The organism is Methyloceanibacter marginalis (genome assembly GCF_001723295.1).
Lineage (GTDB): Bacteria > Pseudomonadota > Alphaproteobacteria > Rhizobiales > Methyloligellaceae > Methyloceanibacter > Methyloceanibacter marginalis.
Genome location: NZ_LPWD01000079.1, coordinates 1 through 20,806, shown reverse-complemented (window position 1 = coordinate 20,806; position 20,806 = coordinate 1). Strand labels below are relative to the sequence as shown.

19 protein-coding genes are annotated in these 20,806 nt (G+C 60.2%); 13 read left to right on the top strand and 6 right to left on the bottom strand.

Annotated features, from left to right (window positions below; genetic code table 11):
* Positions 1–841, bottom strand: an 841-nt coding sequence (locus AUC71_RS20775; protein WP_244500785.1) for a TonB-dependent receptor plug domain-containing protein, incomplete at its 3' end; no start/stop codon positions are given.
* Positions 842–1,518: 677 nt separating this feature from the next.
* On the opposite strand from AUC71_RS20775, the gene AUC71_RS18530 reads away from it, so the two are divergent.
* From AUC71_RS18530 to AUC71_RS03730, 10 genes are all read left to right on the top strand, one after another.
* The gene (locus AUC71_RS18530) at positions 1,519–1,938 is read left to right on the top strand and encodes a hypothetical protein (RefSeq protein WP_141701429.1); all 420 of its coding nucleotides are present in this window, start codon (positions 1,519–1,521) and stop codon (positions 1,936–1,938) included.
* A gap of 437 nt (positions 1,939–2,375) precedes the next feature.
* Positions 2,376–3,833 (top strand): TolC family protein, encoded by a 1,458-nt coding sequence (locus tag AUC71_RS03780; protein ID WP_069623197.1) that lies wholly within the window; start codon positions 2,376–2,378, stop codon positions 3,831–3,833.
* 15 nt (positions 3,834–3,848) lie between these two features.
* Positions 3,849–5,243: a multicopper oxidase family protein gene (locus AUC71_RS03775; RefSeq protein ID WP_069623196.1), complete on the top strand. Its 1,395-nt coding sequence runs from the start codon at positions 3,849–3,851 to the stop codon at positions 5,241–5,243.
* Positions 5,221–5,517, top strand: coding sequence for a hypothetical protein (locus tag AUC71_RS03770; protein ID WP_141701428.1), 297 nt, complete (start codon positions 5,221–5,223; stop codon positions 5,515–5,517). The genes AUC71_RS03775 and AUC71_RS03770 overlap by 23 nt, the downstream gene beginning before the upstream one ends.
* Before the next feature lie 101 nt (positions 5,518–5,618).
* A complete protein-coding gene (locus tag AUC71_RS03765; RefSeq protein WP_069623194.1) occupies positions 5,619–6,224 on the top strand; it encodes a c-type cytochrome in 606 nt (201 codons plus the stop codon).
* A gap of 27 nt (positions 6,225–6,251) precedes the next feature.
* The gene (locus tag AUC71_RS03760) at positions 6,252–6,539 is read left to right on the top strand and encodes a hypothetical protein (protein WP_141701427.1); all 288 of its coding nucleotides are present in this window, start codon (positions 6,252–6,254) and stop codon (positions 6,537–6,539) included.
* Between the two features lie 5 nt (positions 6,540–6,544).
* On the top strand, positions 6,545–7,072 hold the full coding sequence (locus AUC71_RS03755) for a tetratricopeptide repeat protein (RefSeq protein ID WP_069623192.1): 528 nt from the start codon (positions 6,545–6,547) through the stop codon (positions 7,070–7,072).
* Positions 7,073–7,397: 325 nt separating this feature from the next.
* Entirely contained in the window at positions 7,398–7,835 is a 438-nt protein-coding gene (locus tag AUC71_RS03745) for a hypothetical protein (RefSeq protein WP_069623190.1), read from the top strand.
* A gap of 48 nt (positions 7,836–7,883) precedes the next feature.
* Positions 7,884–8,819, top strand: a complete 936-nt coding sequence (locus tag AUC71_RS03740; RefSeq protein ID WP_069623189.1) for a cation diffusion facilitator family transporter — start codon at positions 7,884–7,886, stop codon at positions 8,817–8,819.
* 327 nt (positions 8,820–9,146) lie between these two features.
* Complete coding sequence (locus AUC71_RS03730; RefSeq protein ID WP_069623187.1) at positions 9,147–9,827, top strand: CBS domain-containing protein; 681 nt, start codon at positions 9,147–9,149, stop codon at positions 9,825–9,827.
* 487 nt (positions 9,828–10,314) lie between these two features.
* On the opposite strand, the gene AUC71_RS20770 is transcribed toward AUC71_RS03730, so the two are convergent.
* The 3 genes from AUC71_RS20770 to AUC71_RS03715 all read right to left on the bottom strand — a co-directional run bounded on the left by AUC71_RS20770 (position 10,315) and on the right by AUC71_RS03715 (position 13,600).
* The gene (locus tag AUC71_RS20770; RefSeq protein ID WP_244500784.1) at positions 10,315–11,040 is read right to left on the bottom strand and encodes a hypothetical protein; all 726 of its coding nucleotides are present in this window, start codon (positions 11,038–11,040) and stop codon (positions 10,315–10,317) included.
* A 1,427-nt stretch (positions 11,041–12,467) separates the two neighbouring features.
* Positions 12,468–12,674: a carbohydrate porin gene (locus AUC71_RS03720; RefSeq protein WP_069623186.1), complete on the bottom strand. Its 207-nt coding sequence runs from the start codon at positions 12,672–12,674 to the stop codon at positions 12,468–12,470.
* 119 nt (positions 12,675–12,793) lie between these two features.
* Entirely contained in the window at positions 12,794–13,600 is an 807-nt protein-coding gene (locus tag AUC71_RS03715; RefSeq protein WP_069623185.1) for a carbohydrate porin, read from the bottom strand.
* Between the two features lie 173 nt (positions 13,601–13,773).
* On the opposite strand from AUC71_RS03715, the gene AUC71_RS03710 reads away from it, so the two are divergent.
* The 3 genes from AUC71_RS03710 to AUC71_RS03700 are packed head-to-tail and all read left to right on the top strand — an operon-like array spanning position 13,774 to position 18,366.
* Positions 13,774–16,572 carry a xanthine dehydrogenase family protein molybdopterin-binding subunit gene (locus tag AUC71_RS03710; protein WP_083238050.1) on the top strand — a complete coding sequence of 933 codons (2,799 nt, stop codon included), beginning with the start codon at positions 13,774–13,776 and terminating at the stop codon, positions 16,570–16,572.
* Between the two features lies 1 nt (position 16,573).
* Positions 16,574–17,095, top strand: a complete 522-nt coding sequence (locus AUC71_RS03705; protein WP_069623184.1) for a (2Fe-2S)-binding protein — start codon at positions 16,574–16,576, stop codon at positions 17,093–17,095.
* 5 nt (positions 17,096–17,100) lie between these two features.
* Positions 17,101–18,366 carry a cytochrome c gene (locus AUC71_RS03700; RefSeq protein ID WP_069623183.1) on the top strand — a complete coding sequence of 422 codons (1,266 nt, stop codon included), beginning with the start codon at positions 17,101–17,103 and terminating at the stop codon, positions 18,364–18,366.
* A 192-nt stretch (positions 18,367–18,558) separates the two neighbouring features.
* Here AUC71_RS03700 and AUC71_RS03695 read toward each other — a convergent pair whose 3' ends face one another.
* Positions 18,559–20,328 carry a recombinase family protein gene (locus tag AUC71_RS03695; protein ID WP_069623182.1) on the bottom strand — a complete coding sequence of 590 codons (1,770 nt, stop codon included), beginning with the start codon at positions 20,326–20,328 and terminating at the stop codon, positions 18,559–18,561.
* Positions 20,321–20,806 (bottom strand): DUF2924 domain-containing protein (locus AUC71_RS03690; protein WP_083238049.1); only part of this gene is annotated, 486 nt, incomplete at its 5' end. The genes AUC71_RS03690 and AUC71_RS03695, both read right to left, overlap by 8 nt.

Below are 20,806 nucleotides of genomic sequence, written 5' to 3'. Positions count from 1 at the left end.
CCCAGCTTCCAAGCTGAAGCGTGCCTTCATAGATCGGGACGCCGTCGGCGCGCTTGGTCACGCGGTTGATGACGCCGCCACCACCACCGCGGCCAAAGATCATCGCATTGGGGCCTTTGAGCACCTCAATCGTCTGAACATTGTAGAGGTCGCGGAAGGTCTCGATGTCATCGCGCACGCCGTCGACAAAGAAATCGGCCGTCGTCTCCTGACCGCGGAACGTCAGTTGATCGCGATGTCCCTCACCCTGCTGGACGGCGATGCCCGGGACGTAGAGCAGCGCCTGGCCGAGCGTATTGGCGCCCTGATCCTCGGCGAGCTCCTCCGGAATGATCGACACCGATCCCGGGATATTCATGATCAGGGTGTTCGTCTTGGTCGCAGAGGACGTGCCCGCGGCGTAGTAGCCATCGACACCGGACGAGCCGCGATTGAGCGTGCTGCCGTCTACGGGCAGATCGAAGATCGCCTCTTCAATGGCTTCCTGCGAGGCAAAGCCGCCATCTGTGGTTGCCGCCGACGGCCCCGGTGGAACGCTGGCGGTGCTCCGCGGCACAGGGCGCGGTCTTGGCGTGGGGTCAGGCTTAGGCTCGGCCGTGGCGACCGGCGGCGCAGGTTCGACGTCCGGCTCCTGTTCGACGATGACCGGCGGGACGGAGCTATTCGTGGACGGCGTTGCCTCAGCGTTCCCGTCCGCCGGTGCATTGGGCGAGCCCTCGGTATCTTCTTCAGGATCGGGGCCATTTGCTCCGGTGACCGCTTGAGTGCCACCATTTGCTTCCGCCTGGGGGCTCGCGGCTTTCTCCTCCGCCACGCCTTTATTCTCCTGCGCTCGGACCATATCGCCCGTAAACAAGATGAACGCCGCGGAGGCGGAAAGGGCCAACAGCCTTGATCTGGAGGCAGAAAGACAGCTTGAGAAGCGCGCTGGCCTCTTGGCCGCGACATCGATGACACGGAACTCCATAATTCCCCCTCGGTCTGACTGTCCGGGGCACGCGTTCCATCTCGCGCGAAACTGCGGCCCCGCCCCCCGCGCAGGTTGGGCGCCACAATAGCCCCAACGCAACGATGCATTGAGTGAAAGTTGTTCAGGTTAATATATGAGCACCATTCAGGTATGGGCCGCGCAAAGCCTGCTTAGCACTGGCGACGCATGCGGTTGTATACGCCTTCCAGCCGCGCGCATTTGCAGCCGCAAAAGGGTTCAGGCCGTCAGCGAACCACGATTGGTTAAGCGACCTTCGCTCCGTCAAGAGTGCGCCTGAGGAAGCAGTCGGTGGAGTGACGCTCCGCGGCCTCCTGGTGGCTCATCCTTGGCACCACAAGCAGGTGGCAGGTTCGAGTCCTGCCGGCCGCTCGAAGGGCCTTCGTGGGCCGCGAGAGTTGCTGGTCGTGCCAATTCCGCAACATCTTGCTTAAAACCACGGCGAAAGGCATACAAAAGACCCTCAGAAAGTTGTCCCAGGCGGGTCTCGGGAGTAACATCGCGCCAGCGCGAATTGCGAGTTTCATGGAATGATTGCAACACTGAGGACAGGCTTTGGCTTCCGTATCGCGTTCGCGATGGCGGTTTTCGCTGCGTTTGCCCTGATCGCTCCGCCCATGGCTGTCGCCTTTGCGCCTGCCGAACGCGCTGCTCATTGTTTGACGCATAGTAATCACCCAGTCGCGAGTGAGCACACTCCCGCGTCTGCTGCTGTCAAACACGAGCATGGCCCCGGCAATCTCGGCCAAGCGAAGCACTCCCACGAGGGCGATGAGCATCCCTCCCAGTGCTGTGGTCTGTTCTGCGTGACGGCGATCGCTCTAGCGATTGACCGACTGCAAAATCCGCAATTGGACGATGCCCAGCTGGCACTCCCGGTGGTCGACGACCTCTACGGGCGTTTGGCCGAGTTGCCCTTCCGACCACCAATCTCTTTTCTGTCGTTTTGAGCCTGGATAGGCGGGTCGATTCCCGCCCCTAAGCCGTTCACGACAGGTGAGGTCTAATCCGTGTTTGTCATTCTCCGTGGCCGCGCGCTTGCGTGGCGACGACGGCCGGCATTTCCGAGATGCTCGTCGTCGGCATGGCTGGTTTGCTTTGGTGCACTGCTGGGCCAGACCTGCGGGGCGCTACCACCAATCCCGTTCGTAGGGCCTGATCCTGCGAATCCAGACGCCCCTGCGCCACCCGCCAGCTACGGGTCTGTCATTTCGCACTATTCCAGCCTGCGCCCCGCAAAACCTGGCGCGTGGCTTGAGCAAAATCAGCGTGCCGCATCGCAAGGCGGAATGTCCGGAATGCACATGCACGGGATGGAGATGCCCGAAACGGAGATGCCCGCAATGGATCATGGCGGGCATCAAGGCCACCAACCGTAGGACGCGCCATGAAACTCCTTTCCGCTACTGAATTGCGTTCCAATGTGACCACGGCGCTTCGAGCGGGGCTTTTGGCAGGATTCGCGGCCCTTCTTGCCGGGTGCCGCACATTCTCTCCCGACGGTGGCATGAGCCCCGTGGTCGGCTTCATTGGCCAGGCGCTCAATAAGGATGTTGTTGCTGTCCGGTCGCCCGAGGATGACCTTTGGGCGCGCGGAGCGGTCGAAAGCTTGTTGAAGAGGCCATTGACCGCGGACGCGGCAGTGCAAGTGGCATTGCTCAGCAATCGTGGCCTTCAGGCTGACTACAATGAACTCGGGATCTCCGAGGCGGTCATGATCGCAAACAGTCGGCCTCCGGTCCCTACGTTTTCAATTAGTAATGTTTCGACGCCACTCGAGCTCGACATCGAGCGTCAAATCGTTGTGGCCATTCTTGGTCTGATCACTCAACCCGCACGGACGAAGATCGCGGCAGACCGCTTTACACAGGCGCAGCTGAAAGCGGCCTGGGCAACGCTGCGGGTGGCGGCCGAGGCGCGCCGCGCTTACTACCGTGCCGTTGCCGCCCGCGAGACCGTATCCGCCCTAACGCGGTTCAAAGAAGCGGCTGAGGCGACCGCCAAGCTTGCGAAGCAACTCGGCGAAACCGGCGCCCTCAACGAACTCGATCAAGCGCGTCAGCAGGTCTTCTACGCAGACCTCACCGCGCAAGTCGCGACGGCGCAGAGGCAAGCCATGGTCGAGCGCGAACAGCTGGTTCGCGTGATGGGGCTATGGGGCTACGACCTCAATTTCACGCTGCCGGCAGCTCTGCCGAGGTTGCCGGGCAAGCCTCGAACACTGAGTAGAGTGGAGCAGGAGGCGATGGACCGTCGTGTCGATCTCCAGATCGCGCTCTTCGAAGTAGAAGCACTTGCGAAGTCCTTCGGCCTGACACGCAAAACGCGGTTCATCAACGTGCTCGACGCATCCGGAATTTCCAAGACGCAGAAGGACAAGGGTGACGGGCCGAGTGTCGATGGCGGCGGATTCTCCATCGAGTTCCAAGTGCCAATCTTCGACTTCGGGCGTCCGCGCGTGCGTCAGGCTGAGCAACGCTACATGCAGGCCGTCAACCTGCTTGCTGAAAAAGCGGTCAATGCTCGCTCTGAGGCGCGAGAAGCCTACCGCTCTTACAGGGCGACCTATGACATAGCGGCCCATTTCCAGCGGGAGGTGCTCCCGTTGCGGCAGATCATCTTCGATCAGAGCAAGCTACAGGCAAACGCGATGCTTATCGATGTCTTTGCGTTGCTCACCGAGGCACGCGAGCGAATTGCGGCGAACGTCAACAGTATCGATGCCAAACGAAACTTCTGGCTGGCCTACACCGAGCTCGGTGCATCCGTTCTTGGCGGAGGCAACGCAAGTCCCGAATTCGGGGGAATGGTAGCCGCCGATGCCGGCGCCGCGCAGGAGAACTAGAGGAAAGGACGACCCATGCTATCTCGACGAAACTTTATCGCGGGCTCTGCAGGACTCATAAGCGCGGCAGCGGTCAGCGGGCGTGCACAGGCGGCCGCCATCCCCGAGGCGCCGACAATGGCGTCAACGGCCATGCAGCCGCCAATCCCGCCATCGCAGGGACAGGAGTATCAGCCGACCGTGACGCTCAACGGATGGACGCTTCCGTGGCGCATGAATGGCGATTGGAAAGAGTTTCATCTCGTCGCCGAGCCGGTGGTGCGCGAGATAGCGCCAGGCATGAGGGCCAATTTGTGGGGCTACAACGGCCAGACTCCGGGCCCTACCATCGAGGGGGTAGAGGGCGACAAGGTCCGCATCTTCGTCACCAACAAACTGCCCGAAAAGACGACGGTGCATTGGCACGGCTTGCTGCTGCCGAACGGCATGGACGGCGTCGGCGGGCTGACCCAGCCGCACATCCCGGTGGGCAAGACCTTCGTTTACGAGTTCGTACTGAAGAACAGCGGCACTTTCATGTACCACCCCCACTCCGATGAGATGGTTCAAATGGCCATGGGCATGATGGGCATGTTCATCGTCCATCCCAAGAACCCGAACTTCCGGCGTGTCGATCGCGACTTCGTGTTCATCATGAGCGCCTACCAGTTCGATCCGGGTACGGCATTGCCGAAGGTTGCCGAGATGTTGGACTTCAACATCTGGACCTGGAACGCCCGTGTGTTTCCCGGAATCGATGTCCTTCCCGTGCGCCTCGGCGATCGGGTCAGGGTAAGGATGGCAAATCTCACCATGACCGCTCACCCGATCCACCTGCACGGGTATCATTTCGCGGTGAGCAGCACAGACGGCGGCTGGGTCCCTGAAAGCGCCCAGTGGCCGGAGACCACGATCGATGTGCCGGTCGGGGCCACTCGCGCGTTCGACGTCGTAGCCGACGCGCCCGGGGATTGGGCTTTCCACTGCCACAAGTCGCACCACACGATGAATGCAATGGGCCACAACGTGGTGAACCTCATCGGAGCACCGCAGCGCTCACTGACGAAAGCCGTGTCGAGTGTCGCGCCCGGCGTCATGGCGATGGGTACGGATGGCATGGGCATGATGGGTGAGATGCAGATGCCTCTACCCTTCAACACGCTCCCCATGATGACCGGGACCGGCCAGTTCGGCCCGATTGAGATGGGCGGCATGTTCACAGTCATGAAGGTCCGCGAGGGGCTTGCACCCAACGACTACAAGGATCCTGGCCCCTACAAGAATCCACCCGGAATGGTTGCCCATGAGGTGAATGTCGCGGAGGCGGGCGAGCCGCCGCGGCAACCCGATGCGAGCGAAGCGCCTGCGATGGACATGCCGGGGATGGATATGCCGGGCATGGGGCACGGTGGACACCAAGGCCACCACTAGATGCGGAACCAGCCATCGCATCGGCATCAAACCTACGCTCAATCTGAGAGGAAAAAGCGACATGCGCAAATTTGTTTTGACCAACCTCGTTCTTGGAGTTCTCGGCTTTACGGTCTTTTCGAGTGCGCCACTGACGGGCGCGGTCGCCCACCAGGCGCACCAGATGGCTTGCAACGAGACGGCTGTTAACGCGATGGACGCCGACATCCAGTCGATGCCCGACGGACAGGCCAAGCGGCCGCCACGAAGGAAATGGCAATGGCCAAAGAAATGATGGGCAAGAAGGACACGGAGTCCTGTGGTGCTCACATGCAGAAGGCGATGGAGGCCCTGGACGAATAGTCGAGTCCGCAGTCGACCTCGTGAGGACAAAATATGTCTGACTCAGTAAGCGCCACGGTCAAGAGATCCTGGCTGATCCCGTTTTGGGTGGGCAGCGCGCTACTAGCCGTCATTGGCGTGAGCGTATTGGGACTCTATTGGGGCGTCTATAACGTCGCAGCGGATGTGCCGCACACCCAACCGGTGTTTCGCCTTCTTGAGGCGGTTCGGGACCGGTCCATTGCTGTCCGCGCAGCAGACATCGTAGTTCCGAGCGATCTCTCTGATCCCGAACGCATCGCTGCAGGTGCTGGGCAATACGCGGAGATGTGCAGCTCTTGCCATCTTGCTCCTGGCATGAAGCGGACGGAGATCAGCCGGGGCCTTTATCCCAGGGCTCCAGAACTACGTCGCGGAAGTCGCGTAACGGCCGCTGAGGATTTCTGGATAATCAAGCATGGCATCAAGGCGACCGGGATGCCGGCCTGGGGCATTACGCACGACGATGAACTTGTTTGGGACGTCGTGGCCTTTCTACGGAAGCTGCCGGAGCTTTCGCCCGAGGAGTATCGGGCGATCGTTAGGACTGCGCCGAAAAACCACGACGCAATGATGAAGGAGATGGAGAGCGGCGATGGCCACGGAAGCCATCAGGACTGACCAGTCGGTTCAGTACAAAGAGTGAAGGTGACGGAGATGATGAAGCTTACACATATACGTTGGGTGATATTTTGGCTTGGTCTTGTGAAAGCTCTGATGACACACGAGGCTCATGCTGAGGAGATCACTTGCGCAGAAACAAAACTGCCGTTGGGCAGCAATGAAGAACTTTTGGCAATGCTGCCAAGACGGGCTGCAGTTTGCGTGCAAGAAGGGAAGCCGGCCCAGGCCGTTGCGCTGATGACGAGGCTGATAGGGAGCAAGCCAGGCGATGCCGTTGCTATCTCAATCGTGGCAGTGCTCAAGCCGCAATAGGAGAGATGGCTCTTGCCTTAAGTGATTACACGACCGCCATTCACCTGAAGCCGGATCTCGTCGAAGCGTGGTACAATCGTGGCACACTTTACACCCGTCTTCGCCGCTATGAGACCGCGGCCAGCGACTTTGCGGAAGCAATTAAACTAAAACCGAACTTCGCGCTTGCGTATTGCAATCGTGGCTTCGCCTTTTCTCAGCTCGGTGAATACGATCGAGCCCTCGCCGACTACTCTGCTGGCCTCGAGCACGATGGTGGATCCAACATCTGCTATCTGAATCGCGGCACTTTGTTCCTAATGTTTGGCGAATATGAGAAGGCTATAACGGACTTCACGCAGGCGATCGACGACAAGCCAACGGCCGCGATCGCTTTGAGTCGACGCGGCCAAGCCCACGAAGCCCTTGAGCATCGCAGTCAAGCTTTGGACGACTATCGTGCGGCCCTTGAGTCCTATCCGAATTTTCAAAGTGCCCGGGAGGGTTTTGCCCGCATCACAGCTCAACCACAACAAGCGGAAGAGAACCCATGAGACGGAGAATCTCAGAGCTGGCCTCGAAGGTTCGGACCAGGGTGCGCCGCGACGGCATCTACGTGGCCTCGCGGTATTATGTCGGGGCACTGGTTCACGGCGTACATTATCTCGTCTATGACCGCCGGTGGGATGAGTTTGATTCATGTCGGACGAGCGGTGCGGTCACGCCCGCGGCTTCTGAGCTCATCGGAGAGATAGGACCGCTAGAGAAAGCTCGCTATCAGGCGATGGCGCGGCTGCCTCTGATCTGGTCAATCAAGGCGCTCGACATTAGCCTTCTAAGTTCGGGTTTATTGATTATGGCTCTGGGAGGGGGCGGTTGTTGCTGACGGCAGCTCGCTTCCCGTTTCGGGAGGTGATTGGTATCGAATTCTCTCGGGTACTACATCGGCAAGCTTGCGACAATATCCGAAATCACCCAAGAGAGCATCTGGCGTGCACCGAAATCGCCTCGTTCCACACCAATGCACTTGAGTTCGACTTTCCTGAGGGCGATTGGGTAGCCTTCTTCTTCAATCCGTTTCCCGAGGATGTTTTGTATCGTGTGGCCCAACGTATAGTAGACAGCGCTAGGGTCTCGAAAGGAAGGATTTACGTCGTGTTCGCGAATAGCGATCGACTTCCTATCTTCCGCAAGATCCCAGAGCTCAAGCGAATCTATCCGCGGGGACCGCATGCCATGCTGCTGAGAGCACTGGCTCCCGTGCCGTTCGACTTCTTCGTCGTGGAGACGGAAGAGGCGCAGCCGTCGTACGCTTGACCAAACGGCCGATGCATCGAGTTCGGGCGTTGCATTTTGGAGAAACGCATGTTGGACCATTCTGTGCATTTGCCCGAGCGCACTGCGGCAAACGAGCGAGCGCTCAAGATTTCTGGCTGGCTTACCGGCGTCTACTTCTTGATTGAACTAGGTATAGGGATCTACACCGGCTCTGTCGCAGTCACCTCGGATGCATTCCACACGTTCTCGGCCGTCGGCGGAGTAGTGCTGGCCTTCGTGGCCTCGAGAATAGCGCGCCGTCCCGCAAGCCTTAATCGCACGTTCGGAAACTTCCGCGCGGAAATCATCGGCGCGCTGCTAAATGGTGTTTTCCTCGCTGGCATGGCTGTGCTGGTGTTAGTCATGGGAGCGATGCGACTAAGGTCTCCGATCGATCTTCCAACAACCCCATTGTTGGTGGCTGCGGGCGGCGGGCTGCTGACCGAAATAATTGCGATACGGCTGCTTTACACTGGACAAAAGGGCGACCTCAATCTGCGGGGAGCCTTCTGGCACGTGATGCAGACATTCATTGGCAGCATTTTGATCCTCATCACCGCCGCCGTGATCTACTTTACCGGCTTCCTCGCCATTGACCCCATTCTTGGCATGGCGTTCGGTCTAGTCCTGCTGGCAGCGTCATGGGGCATTATCCGGGACGCGCTATCTATCCTTATGGAAGGCGCGCCTAAATCCATCGATCTCAATGAGGTTGCTGACGCCCTCCGTCAACTACCTGACGCCCGCAATGTCCATCACATGCATGCGTGGAGTTTGACATCGGGCAAGAACGTCTTTTCTGCGCACATCGAGACTGACAGCCCGGAGAGCGGGGCGATGCTCCTAGAGCAGGGGCACCGTTTGCTACGCGATCGATTCGGATTCTATTTTTCGACCATCCAAGTCGAGACGGTTTGCCTGGACGAGGACCACGCGCGCGAACTCGATATTTCGTCAGTGTTGCGAAGGCCATTATCCGATTAGTCCGGAGTGGACGGCCAATGGGAGGTGCCCCTCTGCGTGGCGAGTGGATTAAAATTGACTGGGAGGTGGAGATGTTTTTCGCTGCAATATTGGCGGTATCGGTCGTCCTAGTGACTTTCATATTTGATTACTTGGTTCTGCGCTTGCTCTCTGGAAACATGGCGCTCATTGCGATGACCACTGGGAGTCGGATTATGAGCATCGGGACGTCTCTGCCCATGGCAGCCTTGCGCCCAACCGCGTGACCAAGCAGACCGTCTAGGCTGCTGAGGCGGTAAGACTGGCAACATCCACTCCCCATCCCAAACCAACTGGGGGATTGATCATATGCAAGCCAAAGACATTATGACAACGGACGTCGTCACAGTGGATCGGGAAATGGATGTCACGTCGATAGCCAGAATCCTGCTTAACCACCGTATTAGCGCGGTTCTGGTTGTTGATGAGCATGGCCACGTTCTGGGTGTCGTCAGCGAAAGTGATCTTATGCGGCGTTCAGGACGTGACCCTGGGCGAAGTTGGTGGCTATCTCTGGTAGCGGATCAAAAAATGAAACTCCTGCATAGAGAAGGCGCGCGTGCAAAAGATATCATGACGCATGACGTCATCTATACCGCCAAAGAGGCGTCTCTGTCAGAGGTCGCCCGTGTCCTGGAGTCAAACCACGTAAAGCGCTTACCCGTCATCGAGGGGGGGCGATTGGTGGGCATCGTGAGCCGAGCGGACGTGCTGCAAGGTCTGGCAGCCTCGGGTCGGGAGGATGAACCGACGATTGAAGATTGGGACATTCGTGCGGGAATTATCGAGTTGATGAGACGACGGGGAGGCGTGTCGATGCAGTCAGTAAATGTCATTGTTTTGCACCGGGAGGTTTTCCTATGGGGGATCGTCGAGGATAATGAGGACAGGGCTGCTATAAGCGGCGCAGCGGAAGGGCTTGTGGGGGTTGGCAAGGTTCACAACTTTCTCAACACGCTTTTCGAAGTCGCACGCGGCGTGTCTAACTGATGCAACAGCCTCGGCCTGGTAACTCTCTCGGCGTGCTGGAAAAGCTCTCCGAAGCAAGGTAGCTCGACCATGACCATGCTACCCGAACTCGACCCCGTCACTCATGCACGGCGGGCGTGACCTGCCGACTGGAGTCTTGCCTGCATCGTCCGGGTTACGTCTAAAGGAAGAACCCGCCGGCGGCTCAACCTTCTCAATAAATCGTTGCGACTTGCCGAGGAACCTGCGTTGGAGGAGTTGCTCTATGTGGGGCTATGGCCACGGTTGGGTGATGGTATGGGCGTCGGCTTTTTATTCTGGCTTGTAATCCTCGCTGTGATCATTGCCGGGCGCGATGTGGTTTATCCGTACTCAGCCACTTGCTAGTTTTCGGAGATCGCTAGGGCAGCGTTCTGCGGCCCTGAAAGAGCGTTAGCTGAACCTGAAGGAAGCAAGATATCACCGATTGAACGTGCAAAGCGAGCTTTGCGGGTTTGCAATGCCTGCGTCAGACTACGAAAACCGAGGCAAACCCGCCGCCAGGCGTTCTAAAATTCGTGGTCTGGCCTTGATAGAGGCGCGCCGCCACAAGAAGCACCTGCGCGTCATAGGTATAGAGTCGGACATCCATCTTGAGCGCCTGGTGCACACCGTCTGCCGCGACCATACGCTGACTCGGCCGGACCAAAGTCTGCGCCACGTAACCTCCGCGCATGATTTCTGTCCATACGCCACGCGTTACCTTAGCGCCGCGGTAGACTGCCTTGCCGCCGTGGCCACCCGTAGGCTTGAAGAACAAATCCTTGCGTGACTTCCACAGGGTATCCGCGTTATCGGGATCAACCAGAACGGTACACGGAATGGCCTCAAGTTGTTTGCGAAGCTCCGGCTCCACGCCCCAGGCCTCGAGAACCGATGGGTCCGAAAGAAGTGAAAGGTTGCGCTTGTCGGCGAGCAGGGCGTGGTTGTGCGGATTCGGCGTGACGACGACGGCTCCATCCCGATAGGCCTCGCGCAGAGCCTTGTGCTCCAACTGCTCGAACGCGAAATCGGTGACACGATTATACACGAGGTCGATAGTCTCCCCGTCGAGCTTTAGCCGGCCGCCCTCATAGCGAAGATCGCTGGCGTCCGCGATGACGGCATTGACGTCACGCTCGGACAGAACATGCCGCGCGAGCACAAGTTCTGGATAAAGATATTGTTCTTTGGGACTGTCGTCGACGATGGCCACACGGCGGGCCGCGCCGTCCCCCCCGCTGGCGCTCCCACTCTTGCTGGAACATGCGGAATGCCGCGTCCTCAAAGCTGTGCGCACCCGGCATAAGGGGCGGCGCCAGCTCTGCACAGCAAGCGCGCTGCGCCCGTGCAAGCAGGGCGTTGAGAAACGCTCCGCCAGCGTTCGTATTGGCCTCTATCAGCCTCGGACCGTCTTCACCGAGATGGAAGTCGTAACCCATCAGCGCGCCGAACGGACCATGATCCGTCTGGGCTATTTCGGGCGCCCAAGACAGAACGGCCGTCTGGTATGCCGCGATCCGGGATGTCGCCTCCACAGCCGCTACGACTTCTTGCATCTCCGCGACTGCGTTGGCCGGAAGAAAAACCGGCACGTTCGAGAACAAGTGGGTTCTCGGGTGGATGAACGTCTCACAGAACTCCGTGTCGCGTGCCTCACGCTCCAGTGCCTCGCACAGCGACGCGCGGTCGAGCGTGATGCAAAAGCAGGACTGATTTAGATGGTCCGAGATGGATTGCGGCCGATCGGAGGAAACGGGAGCTGGAGTATTCACTAACCTTCGCGCGCCTCGTGACGAAACGCATTCTCCATGACTCCGCTGAGAATAGCACCCCTGCAAGATTCCTCTAGTCCGCGGGTCGTCTGCGGCTCCGGAGGTATGTGTATCGTCGAAAACCCCCATCCGCTGGAAATTTAGCCGTGCGACTTTCCCACTTTCCCCTGCTATGGGGAAATTATTCCCTGTTAGCTCGATAAAATTCCCTGTTCCGATGCATAGGGAATTTGGGGGTAAGTAGCTGACTTATAGTCTGAAAACCCGATCTGTTCCCGCTTTCGTGGGGTAGATCGGCGAAATTTCCCTGTATTTTCCCGCAGATCAGGGAATTTGACTGCTGAGACACGTTCGCCGCAGCCTCCCAGCACAGCCAGCCAGTCGCGAGTTTTCTGGCTCTCTCCTGACACTCAGCAAACGGCCCCAAGGAAGCGCGGAATTGCGCCACTAGTTGACGGTGAGTTTGCTTCCAGAGAGCAGAGAGACTCGCGTTTGAGCGGATAGTAGGGGCCCTCTGTCGCTTTTTCTCAAATGGCCAGTTTTGGGGGTCACACTTTCGGATTAGCCGATGCTCCCACGCTGAAAAAAACGGATAATCTCTGACTGATGGCCAAACAATCCAAGCGCCCCTGGCTGTGGTTCGTTGGTTTGTGGCTCGCCGGCGTGCTCACCGTTGCTGCCGTCTCCTACGCCATCCGCCTCCTCATCTTCGGCTTTAGCTAGCCATAGTCCCACCTTCGCAGCACGCTTGTCCCCCGCGTCCTTTTCAACGCACCTCCCGGCATCGCGGCCTAGTCGAGTTCCGCTGATGGCACCAGAGGTGCCGGCTGATCGGTTTCACGTCGGCTTCTGACCCAAGCGGACATGCTCAGACCCGCAGCGCGCGTCCCGTGAAGCCGGCGCCGAAGTAATAATTGAAGAGTTGCGTCTCCGAGTCGTTCCAGCCGAATTGGATGTATCCACTGATACCGGCATCGTTGGTGGGTTGCGGATCGCGATACCAGAGGAGCTGCGACGCCACGAGGTACGCGCCTTCGGCGCCGTCCTCCGTGATGAGACCGTCATCGGTCGACAAGGTCCCTGTCTGCCGCCAGCCGCCGACGGACAGGAACCCCGGCTTCTGCTCCGAGCCGAGCGTCCAATTCGTGCCCGTCTCCGCAATATGGAAGTAGTAGCCGTTGAACTCAGGGCCCGTCAGCCCGGTGCTACGCCACGTGCCTTGTTGCCATCGTATACGCCATACGAGACATAGAACTGCTCGCCGGGAACCCACGTGGTCGTGACGCCATAGACCGTGTCGTAAAAGGAGCCAATGGATTGGTAGAGAGTCGGCAGAACGAAGATAGGTGCATAAAGAAGGCTGCTGACCGCGCTGATCGTACGGTTCTTATAAGGACTCGCGGCTGGGCGCACGATGTCCTGAAAGTCTATCGACGGGTTCGATTTGCCGATGCGCACGATGAGACGCTCATCGAACAACTCTTGCCGCCACCATGCTTCGAGCAACTCCGAACGATTTAAAGGTTCGTCATTCACGATCCCGATATATCCCAGCACGGAACCCGCGTCGGTATTGGTCGCTTGGTTGTTGAGCTGGAGGAAGTCGACGCCGATCGAACTTCCCTTCAGACCAGCGAAGCGTTCGAGATCGACGTACAGGTCGACGATAAGCGCGCCATTATACGTGAAGCCGGGGTTGATTCCCCCGGCCACCAGATCGTTGAGCCCCCCGATCCAAACGCCGCCCAGACGCAGGCCGTTATTATTGACGCCGAGTTGCCTACCGAGCCAGCCCGTGCCCGTCACCGCGCTGGTAGCCGCGGGATTTGAGCTGATGCCGATTTCCTCGATCTGAGCGTTGGACGTCACATTGTCTTGCGCGTCGCTCGATGCGTGGTGACGGGCATCTTCTGTTTTGCCGGGGAAAGAGAAGGCGACGCATCCCCAGAGCGCAGCCAACATGGCCGTGGCGACTTTGCCTGTCGGCATCATCGTGCGCATCGCCGTCTCCCGAACTGCGCAAAGTATGGCCGTCGGGGACACGTTGATAACCTGTATTGCGCTCCCCTCCCCAGAATTCAGTCTAACTGAGCCATCGCGCAGACGAAGACTTAACCAAGGCGGTATTGAATTCAATGGTACACTCTTCAGTCTAAAGTCGGGCACTCTACGCAATGAAGGCGATGCACTTCCGCTCACAAGCGCCTCCGCCCGTCAACTGGAGCCGCCGGCGCTTTCTCATCGGAAGCTCTGCCGCCGGCATCACGCTCGCCCTCGTGCCACTTGTTGCGCATGCCGCGTTTGAGAAGGACGAAACCATGCCAGCCGCGCCGGGCTGGTCGGGCAACGGTGTTGGTCCCCCGCGATACCGGATAGACGGCTACGCCAAGGCCACCGGCGCGAAGCTCTATGCCAGGGATTTTCGTGCCGCCGACATGGCGGGTTGGCCGGACGAGACCGATCACGCAATGCTGTTGCTGGCCTCCGACGCCACCCATCGCTTCGTGGGGATGGACCTGGCCATTCTCGCCAATGACCTGCAACCCGACAAGGTGGTGACGGCAGAGGACCTCAAGGCCTCCCGGATCCGCGCCAAGGGCTACTTCACGGAAGATTTGATGTGCCCGAAGGGCAAAACGCCGGACTATCTCGGCCAGCCGGTCGCCCTGCTCATCTTTCGCGGGTTGGAAAAGTTCGTGACCGCGCGGCAAATCCTGCGCGGGGCCAACGGTGTGATTGTCTTCGGCGAGGAAACGGGCGCAGTCGCCAAGCCGCCCTACGGTGCGAATCGCTTCACCCGCATCGGCGGATCCGACCCGTCCGCCCCGGATGTGTATTCCCCCGCTCGGGACGGCTGGGTCGTACCGCCGCGTTTCCGTCGCGGACAATACCCCTCCTGGCCTGAAGCCGATCCCGCCGCCACGCGGCGCGCCGAGGCCTATGGCCGTGACATTCGCGCGACGCTCGACAATGGGCGGGCGGGACGGGTGTTAAAACAGCACTTCCAAACCCAATCGGCCGATCACTTCTTTATGGAGCCCGAAAGCGGTCTAGCTTGGCACGATGCCGCCAACGATCGCCTATCGTTGATGCTCGGTGTGCAGTCACCGGCGGACACGCTTAGAGCAATCGCCGACATGTTGTCCGACGCCGAGTCGCCATACGCCATCAAGGAGCTGGAAGGCCATTTCGCCTATTTTGGGGGTGCGTTTGGCGGCAAGGACATGCCTTTGTTACCGAACTACGTGGCGTTGGCAGGGTTGTTCGCCGATGGGCGCCCGGTGCGGCTTGCGCTCGATCGTTTCGAGTCAATTTCAGCTCGGCATGAAGCGCCACGCCGTGACGATCGAAAGCCAACTGGGCGTCGACCCGAGACCGGGGCGTTCACGGCATTCGTTTGCGATCTTTCACTCAACGGGGGCGGCACCGCGAACTACTCGGCGAGCGTTGCCGACGCAGCAGCGATATCGTCGGCTTCCATGTACTACGTTCCCAAGAGCGACGTCAGTACCATCGCCACGCATTCCCACGGCGTGACGGCAGGATCGATGCGCGGCTACGGTGGGCTGCAGTCGATAACCGCCATGGAATGCCTGGTCGATGACGTGGCCGCGCAGTTGAACATGGATCCGATCGAACTGCGGCGGAAGAACGCCATGCGGACCGGCTACCGCAATCTGACCGGGGCGGTTCCGGTCGTCACGATACGCAGCGAGGCGCTTCTGGATCGGCTCGAGCAGTCGCCACTGTGGTCCAGGCGCGACCAAGATCGGCGCGCGTTCCAGGCGGCCAATCCCTACAAGGCCTACGGCGTCGGCGTTGCCTGTGCCATGTTCAAATACGGCACGGGCGAGGATGGGGCGCTTGCGGCTGTGTCATTCTCTGCCGACGGGCGCATCGAGGTCGCGGCCAGCACTGTCGAGATGGGCACCGGAACCTCCACGGCCGTCGCGGTGCGCGTTGCCGATCACCTCGGCCGCCACGCCGATCAAGCCATACTCGACTCGACGGGGTTGCGGTGGGAGCCGTTGGGTCTCGTGACATCCGGCGATCCGCTGAAAATGAGCCAGCAGGATCAGGACGCGGCTGCCGCGAATCCGCGTTGGGTCCCGGTCATCACCAGCCGCGCCAGTGCATCGGTCGGCGCGCACGTGACGACCCATGCCGTGGCTGAGGCCTCGTATGCGCTCCTGCGCTTTGGCCTGTGGCCCGCAGCGCGCGCGATCTGGCAAGCGGGTGACACCGTGACCTTCGCGGACCTGCAATGGATCGACGGCAAGCTTACGGCGAAAGGCATGGAGCCGTTATCCTTCGTCAGGCTGGCGGAGCGCTGCCACGCCTCAGGTGGGACGACCGGCGTCATGGTCCATGCTTTCAGTCGTTGGCAATGGGCCGGCGCGGAATTCGCCGTGGAGGGCGATACTTGGAATGGCGCCATCGATGCCCTGGCGTTGCGGCGTGGGGGCGATTGGCGGGTGCAGGATCGCCGGAAGGTGAGCTTTCCGCCGGCCTCGACGGAACGACTCAGCGAGACCTATGCCGCTACCTCCGGGGCCATCGTGGCACTATCCATCGACCGTACAAATGGCGCGATCAAGGTTTTGCGCGTGCATGAGGTGTTGGATTGCGGCAGAGCTCTGGTGCCCGAGTTGGTGTCGGGCCAGGCCCAAGGCGGCATCGCGATGGGACTGGGGCATGCGCTGACTGAGTATCTGCCGCTTTATGAAGACGGTCCCGGCAACGGCACCTGGAACGTCAACCGATACGACGTCCCGCGGGCAAGAGACGTTCCGGTTTGGGATATGACTCTCGAAACCCTGCCGCCGGTCAAAAACGACGACGCGCCGCGAGGGATCGCGGAGATCGTAATGATTCCGGTCATCCCGGCAACCCTGAACGCGATCCATGACGCGACCGGCAAACGCTTCACCCGGCTGCCGGTGACGGCAGACGATATCCAGAAAGCGCAGTGACATGGAAACGGTGCAAATCTCCGTGACCGTCAACGGACGGCAAACCGGTCACCATACGATTCCCGCCGGACTGGCCATGGTGGATTTCCTGCACGACTATCTTGGCCTAACCGGCACGAAGTTCGGCTGTGGCATCGGCGTTTGCCATGCCTGTGTGGTGATCGTCGACGAGATCGACGGGACGAGCCGCTCCATGCGGACATGCATCAACGGCGCCGCGGTCTTTGATGGAAAACGGGTAAGGACCGTCGAGGCGCACGCAAAAGACGGACGCCTTTCCGACGTCCAGCAGGCCTTCGTCGATCATTTCGCCTTCCAGTGCGGCTACTGCACCCCCGGCTTTGTCAACGAAGCGACGCGTCTGTTGGAGGATCTTGCCCGCAATCCCGTTTCGAAGGATGGGCTCGAGGACCGGATCGAGGCCTCGCTCGGCGAGCATCTCTGCCGCTGCACCGGTTACGTCCGTTACTATGAGGCGGTGCGCGATCTGATCCGCGCGAATCCCAAGTTAACGAAGAGCTAGGCCATGTGGCGCTGGATCGCACGACTGGCGGCCTGGCTCTGATCGCGATCGCGGCCTATGGGCTTTTCGCCGCCCTGTGGGGCGTAGCCCCCGTTGTCGATCATCCGCTTTCGCGTGACCCGGCAACCATCGCGGCCGGCAAATATCTCGCGGCGGCGGGCGACTGTACGTCCTGCCACACCGCCGAGGGCGGCGAGACCTTCGCCGGCGGGCGGCCTTTGGCCACGCCGTTCGGCACGATCTATTCGGCGAACATCACACCGGATCCGAAGACCGGCATCGGCGATCTGAATTCTGCCCGGTTCTACCAACTCATGGCCTACGGTGCGGACAGCCCGCTTGATCCTCTCTACCCGGCGATGCCCTACACCTCCTTTCACAATGTCACGCGCGAGGACAGCGACGCCCTATTTTCCTATTTCATGAGCGGGCCGGCGGTCGAGCAGCCGGCCACGCCCAACGAAATGTCGTTTCCCTTCGACATTCGCCCGCTGATGTTCGCCTGGGACTTTCTGTTCGCGAGCCGCAAACCGTTCGAGAAGACTCCGGACAAGGATGAGGTCTGGAACCGAGGCGCTTATCTGGTCGAGGGGCTCGGTCACTGCGGCGAATGTCACACGCCGCGCAATGCCTTCGGCGCCATGGAAAATAGCAAGTCCCTGAAGGGGGCGGTCGTGGGTGACTTCGAAGCACCGGATATCACCCCCAGCGCGTTGGACGGTCGAGGTTGGAGCCGCGAGGATCTCGTTCTCTACTTTGAGACCGGGGCGAGCCCGCGAGGGTCCGCGTTCGGAGACATGTTTCTCGCGGTCAAGAAATCGCTGCACCTGCTGACACACGACGACCGGATGGCCATCGCCACCTATTTGATGGATGTCGGTGGAAGCCAGCCAAGCAAAGGCGAGGCCGTGGTTGCGAAGCTGGGCGACGACGCGCATGAAAACCGGTCCGGACGAGTGCTCTACCTGTCCAACTGCTCGCTTTGCCATGGGCCGAACGGGCAAGGTGTCGAGGCGACGATGCCGCCGCTTGCCGGCAACGCGACGCTTGCTCAGCCAGACGGCGTCAACCTCATCAAAGTCATGGCCCAAGGACTCGACCCGCAGAGGGTATCCTTGACGCTAGCCTATGGTCCGATGCCGGCATTCCGGGACAGGCTGTCCGCTGGCCAGATGGCCGACCTCGCGAACTACGTCCGCTCTGTTTTTGCGACCAACGGGGATGATCTTCCGAAGCTCGGCGCGGAGGAGGTCAGCCGCATCCTGCGCTAGGAGAACGAGCGTTTATTGCCATGTTCCTCTCCGACAGCCGGAAAGGACCTTGGCTGAAACTCTTCCGCGAGTTCGAGGTCCCACGGCGCTGCAGTTCGGCATGCATTCGTCGCGACGCACAATGTCTGCTATTGGCACAAAGCGGACATCCATTCAGAAAAAGGAGTGTCTGCTCTAACTCCGATTCCGGGATCAACACCGAAACATGTCGACTTGATCTGTCCAGAGTAGAGGCATTTTCAGAGCCGAGCGGATGAGCCGCTTCGCTGTGAGCCCTGTTGGCTGACGGCCCTCCAAAGCGGCTTTCGTTATCTCTGGCGCCAGAAAAGCCAAGCAGATCATGCGGGTCACATAGGCCCTATCAAGCCGCTCCGCGCGTGCGATAGCGCCGATGCCGTCCGCCTCGCCGCGAACGATCTGACCGAACCATACATGCGCACGTGCGAGCGTCTTCACAAGGGCGGCATCGGGCTCTGCAGCAGGGTGCTTCCGGTCTAGAACGACCAACTTGGCCTCGACGCCTCGCCGCCGAAACTTCACCGGCACGTCAACCGTAATCGCGCCACGTTTTCGCACTTCGGACGCAGGGACCGCGTCTTTATTGAACAGGCGTGCGGCTAAAGCCGTTCGATCGACTTCGATCGCTATACGGTCTTGCGCAACAATGATGCGCTGTACGTGAGCCGCAACGATCTCGACTTGGTCTGCGACGGATCCGGCATCGCACATTTCGGCCAGCTTCTGAGCGCGAGCGAAGATCGCTGAAACTGCGTCCGGTGACTTATGCTTTAGAGGTAGCGCCTTGAGCAGGGCCCCGCGGTCTCTTAAGAACCCGCATAGTCGCGTCAGAACGAGTTTCTCGATTTCGTGGGCAGGAAGCCGCCAGCCCCTGGCCTGTAGCCCGTCTTCGCTCTCGTAGTTGGCTGGGCTGCTTGTCTTGCGTTCTGTCGCAGCTCCGGGCTTCAACAGCGACCGCTCAATATAATACCTGTATCGCCGGCCGTGATTTACCGCATGGGACGGCGTAAATGGAACGCCCTCTGCCGTGAACAGGAGGCCCGCGAGGAGGCTCGGATGCTTGGAGCTGGTCCGGCCGCGCTGGCGGCCGGCGTTCGTGGCGAGTTGGGCTTGGACCTTCTCCCAAGTCTCAGGGTCGATGATAGCCTCATGCTCACCTTCATAGCTGCGACCCTTATGTGGAATGCGGCCTATATAGAGTCGGTTGGAGAGGATGAGGTAAAGGTGTCCATGGCTAACCGGCTTGCCGCCAATCCGTCTTCCATCGAGCAGTGTGCGTTCTTTGGTTTTGAGCCCCAGCCGGTGGCATTCCGCGTGCAACGCGCGGACGCTGCCAAGCTTGAGGTAGAGCGTAAAAAGCAGCCTCACCGTTTTGGCCTCTTCGGCATTGACCTTGAGCTTCCGGTCGATGGCGTCGTAGCCGAGCGGCACGGCGCCGCCCATCCACATGCCTTTCTGCTTTGAGGCGGCGATCTTGTCGCGGATGCGCTCGCTTGTGACCTCGCGCTCGAACTGGGCGAATGAGAGCAGCACATTGAGGGTCAGCCGCCCCATGGAGGTCGTCGTGTTGAAGGCTTGCGTTACGGAGACGAAGGAGACAGCCTTGGCCTCGAAGATCTCCACGATCTTCGCGAAATCGAACAGCGACCGTGTCAGCCGGTCGATCTTGTAGACCACGACGATGTCAATCTTCCCGGCGGCAATGTCGTCGAGGAGGCGCTTCAGGGCAGGGCGGTCCATGGTGCCGCCGGAATATCCGCCATCGTCATAGTGTGCGGTAAGCGCCTGCCAGCCCTCATGGCGCTGACTGGCGATGAAGGCTTCGCAGGCCTCACGCTGGGCGTGGAGCGTATTAAACTCCTGCTCGAGGCCTTCGTCGGTAGATTTGCGGGTGTAGACGGCGCAGGCGACGCGCTTGCGTCTCGTAGCGGGCTCCTTACGCATCTGCCGGCGCCTCCTTGGCGCGACGCTTCAAGCCGAAGAAGGCCCAGCCGTTCCAGTTGGTGCCGGTGATAGCGCGGGCGATGGCGCTGAGGCTCGAATAGGTCTCGCCGCGCCAGGCGAAGCCTTTCTCAAGCACGAGGACCTCGTGCGTCTCGCCGTGCCATTCGCGGAACAGCTTTGAGCCGTTGCTTAGGCGGCGCGGTTGCGTCCGAGATGGCTTGCCGTTCGCCTGACCGGCCTTTTTGAGGAGCCGCTGCGTCTCGGCATCGAGACCGCCATAGACCTCCGCCTGGAGCCCATAAGCCACGGCCCGGACCAGGAGCGCGCGGCTGGCGTGGCGTGGCACTTGAGGGCTCCACAGCCGGCGCCATTCCGCCTCGAGCTCGCCCCTGGGGCACTCGGGCAGAGCGAGGACGCGGGCAGCAAGCTCCGCAGCGTTCTGCGTTTTCGCGGAGGAACGCCCGCGCCGCCGTGGGCG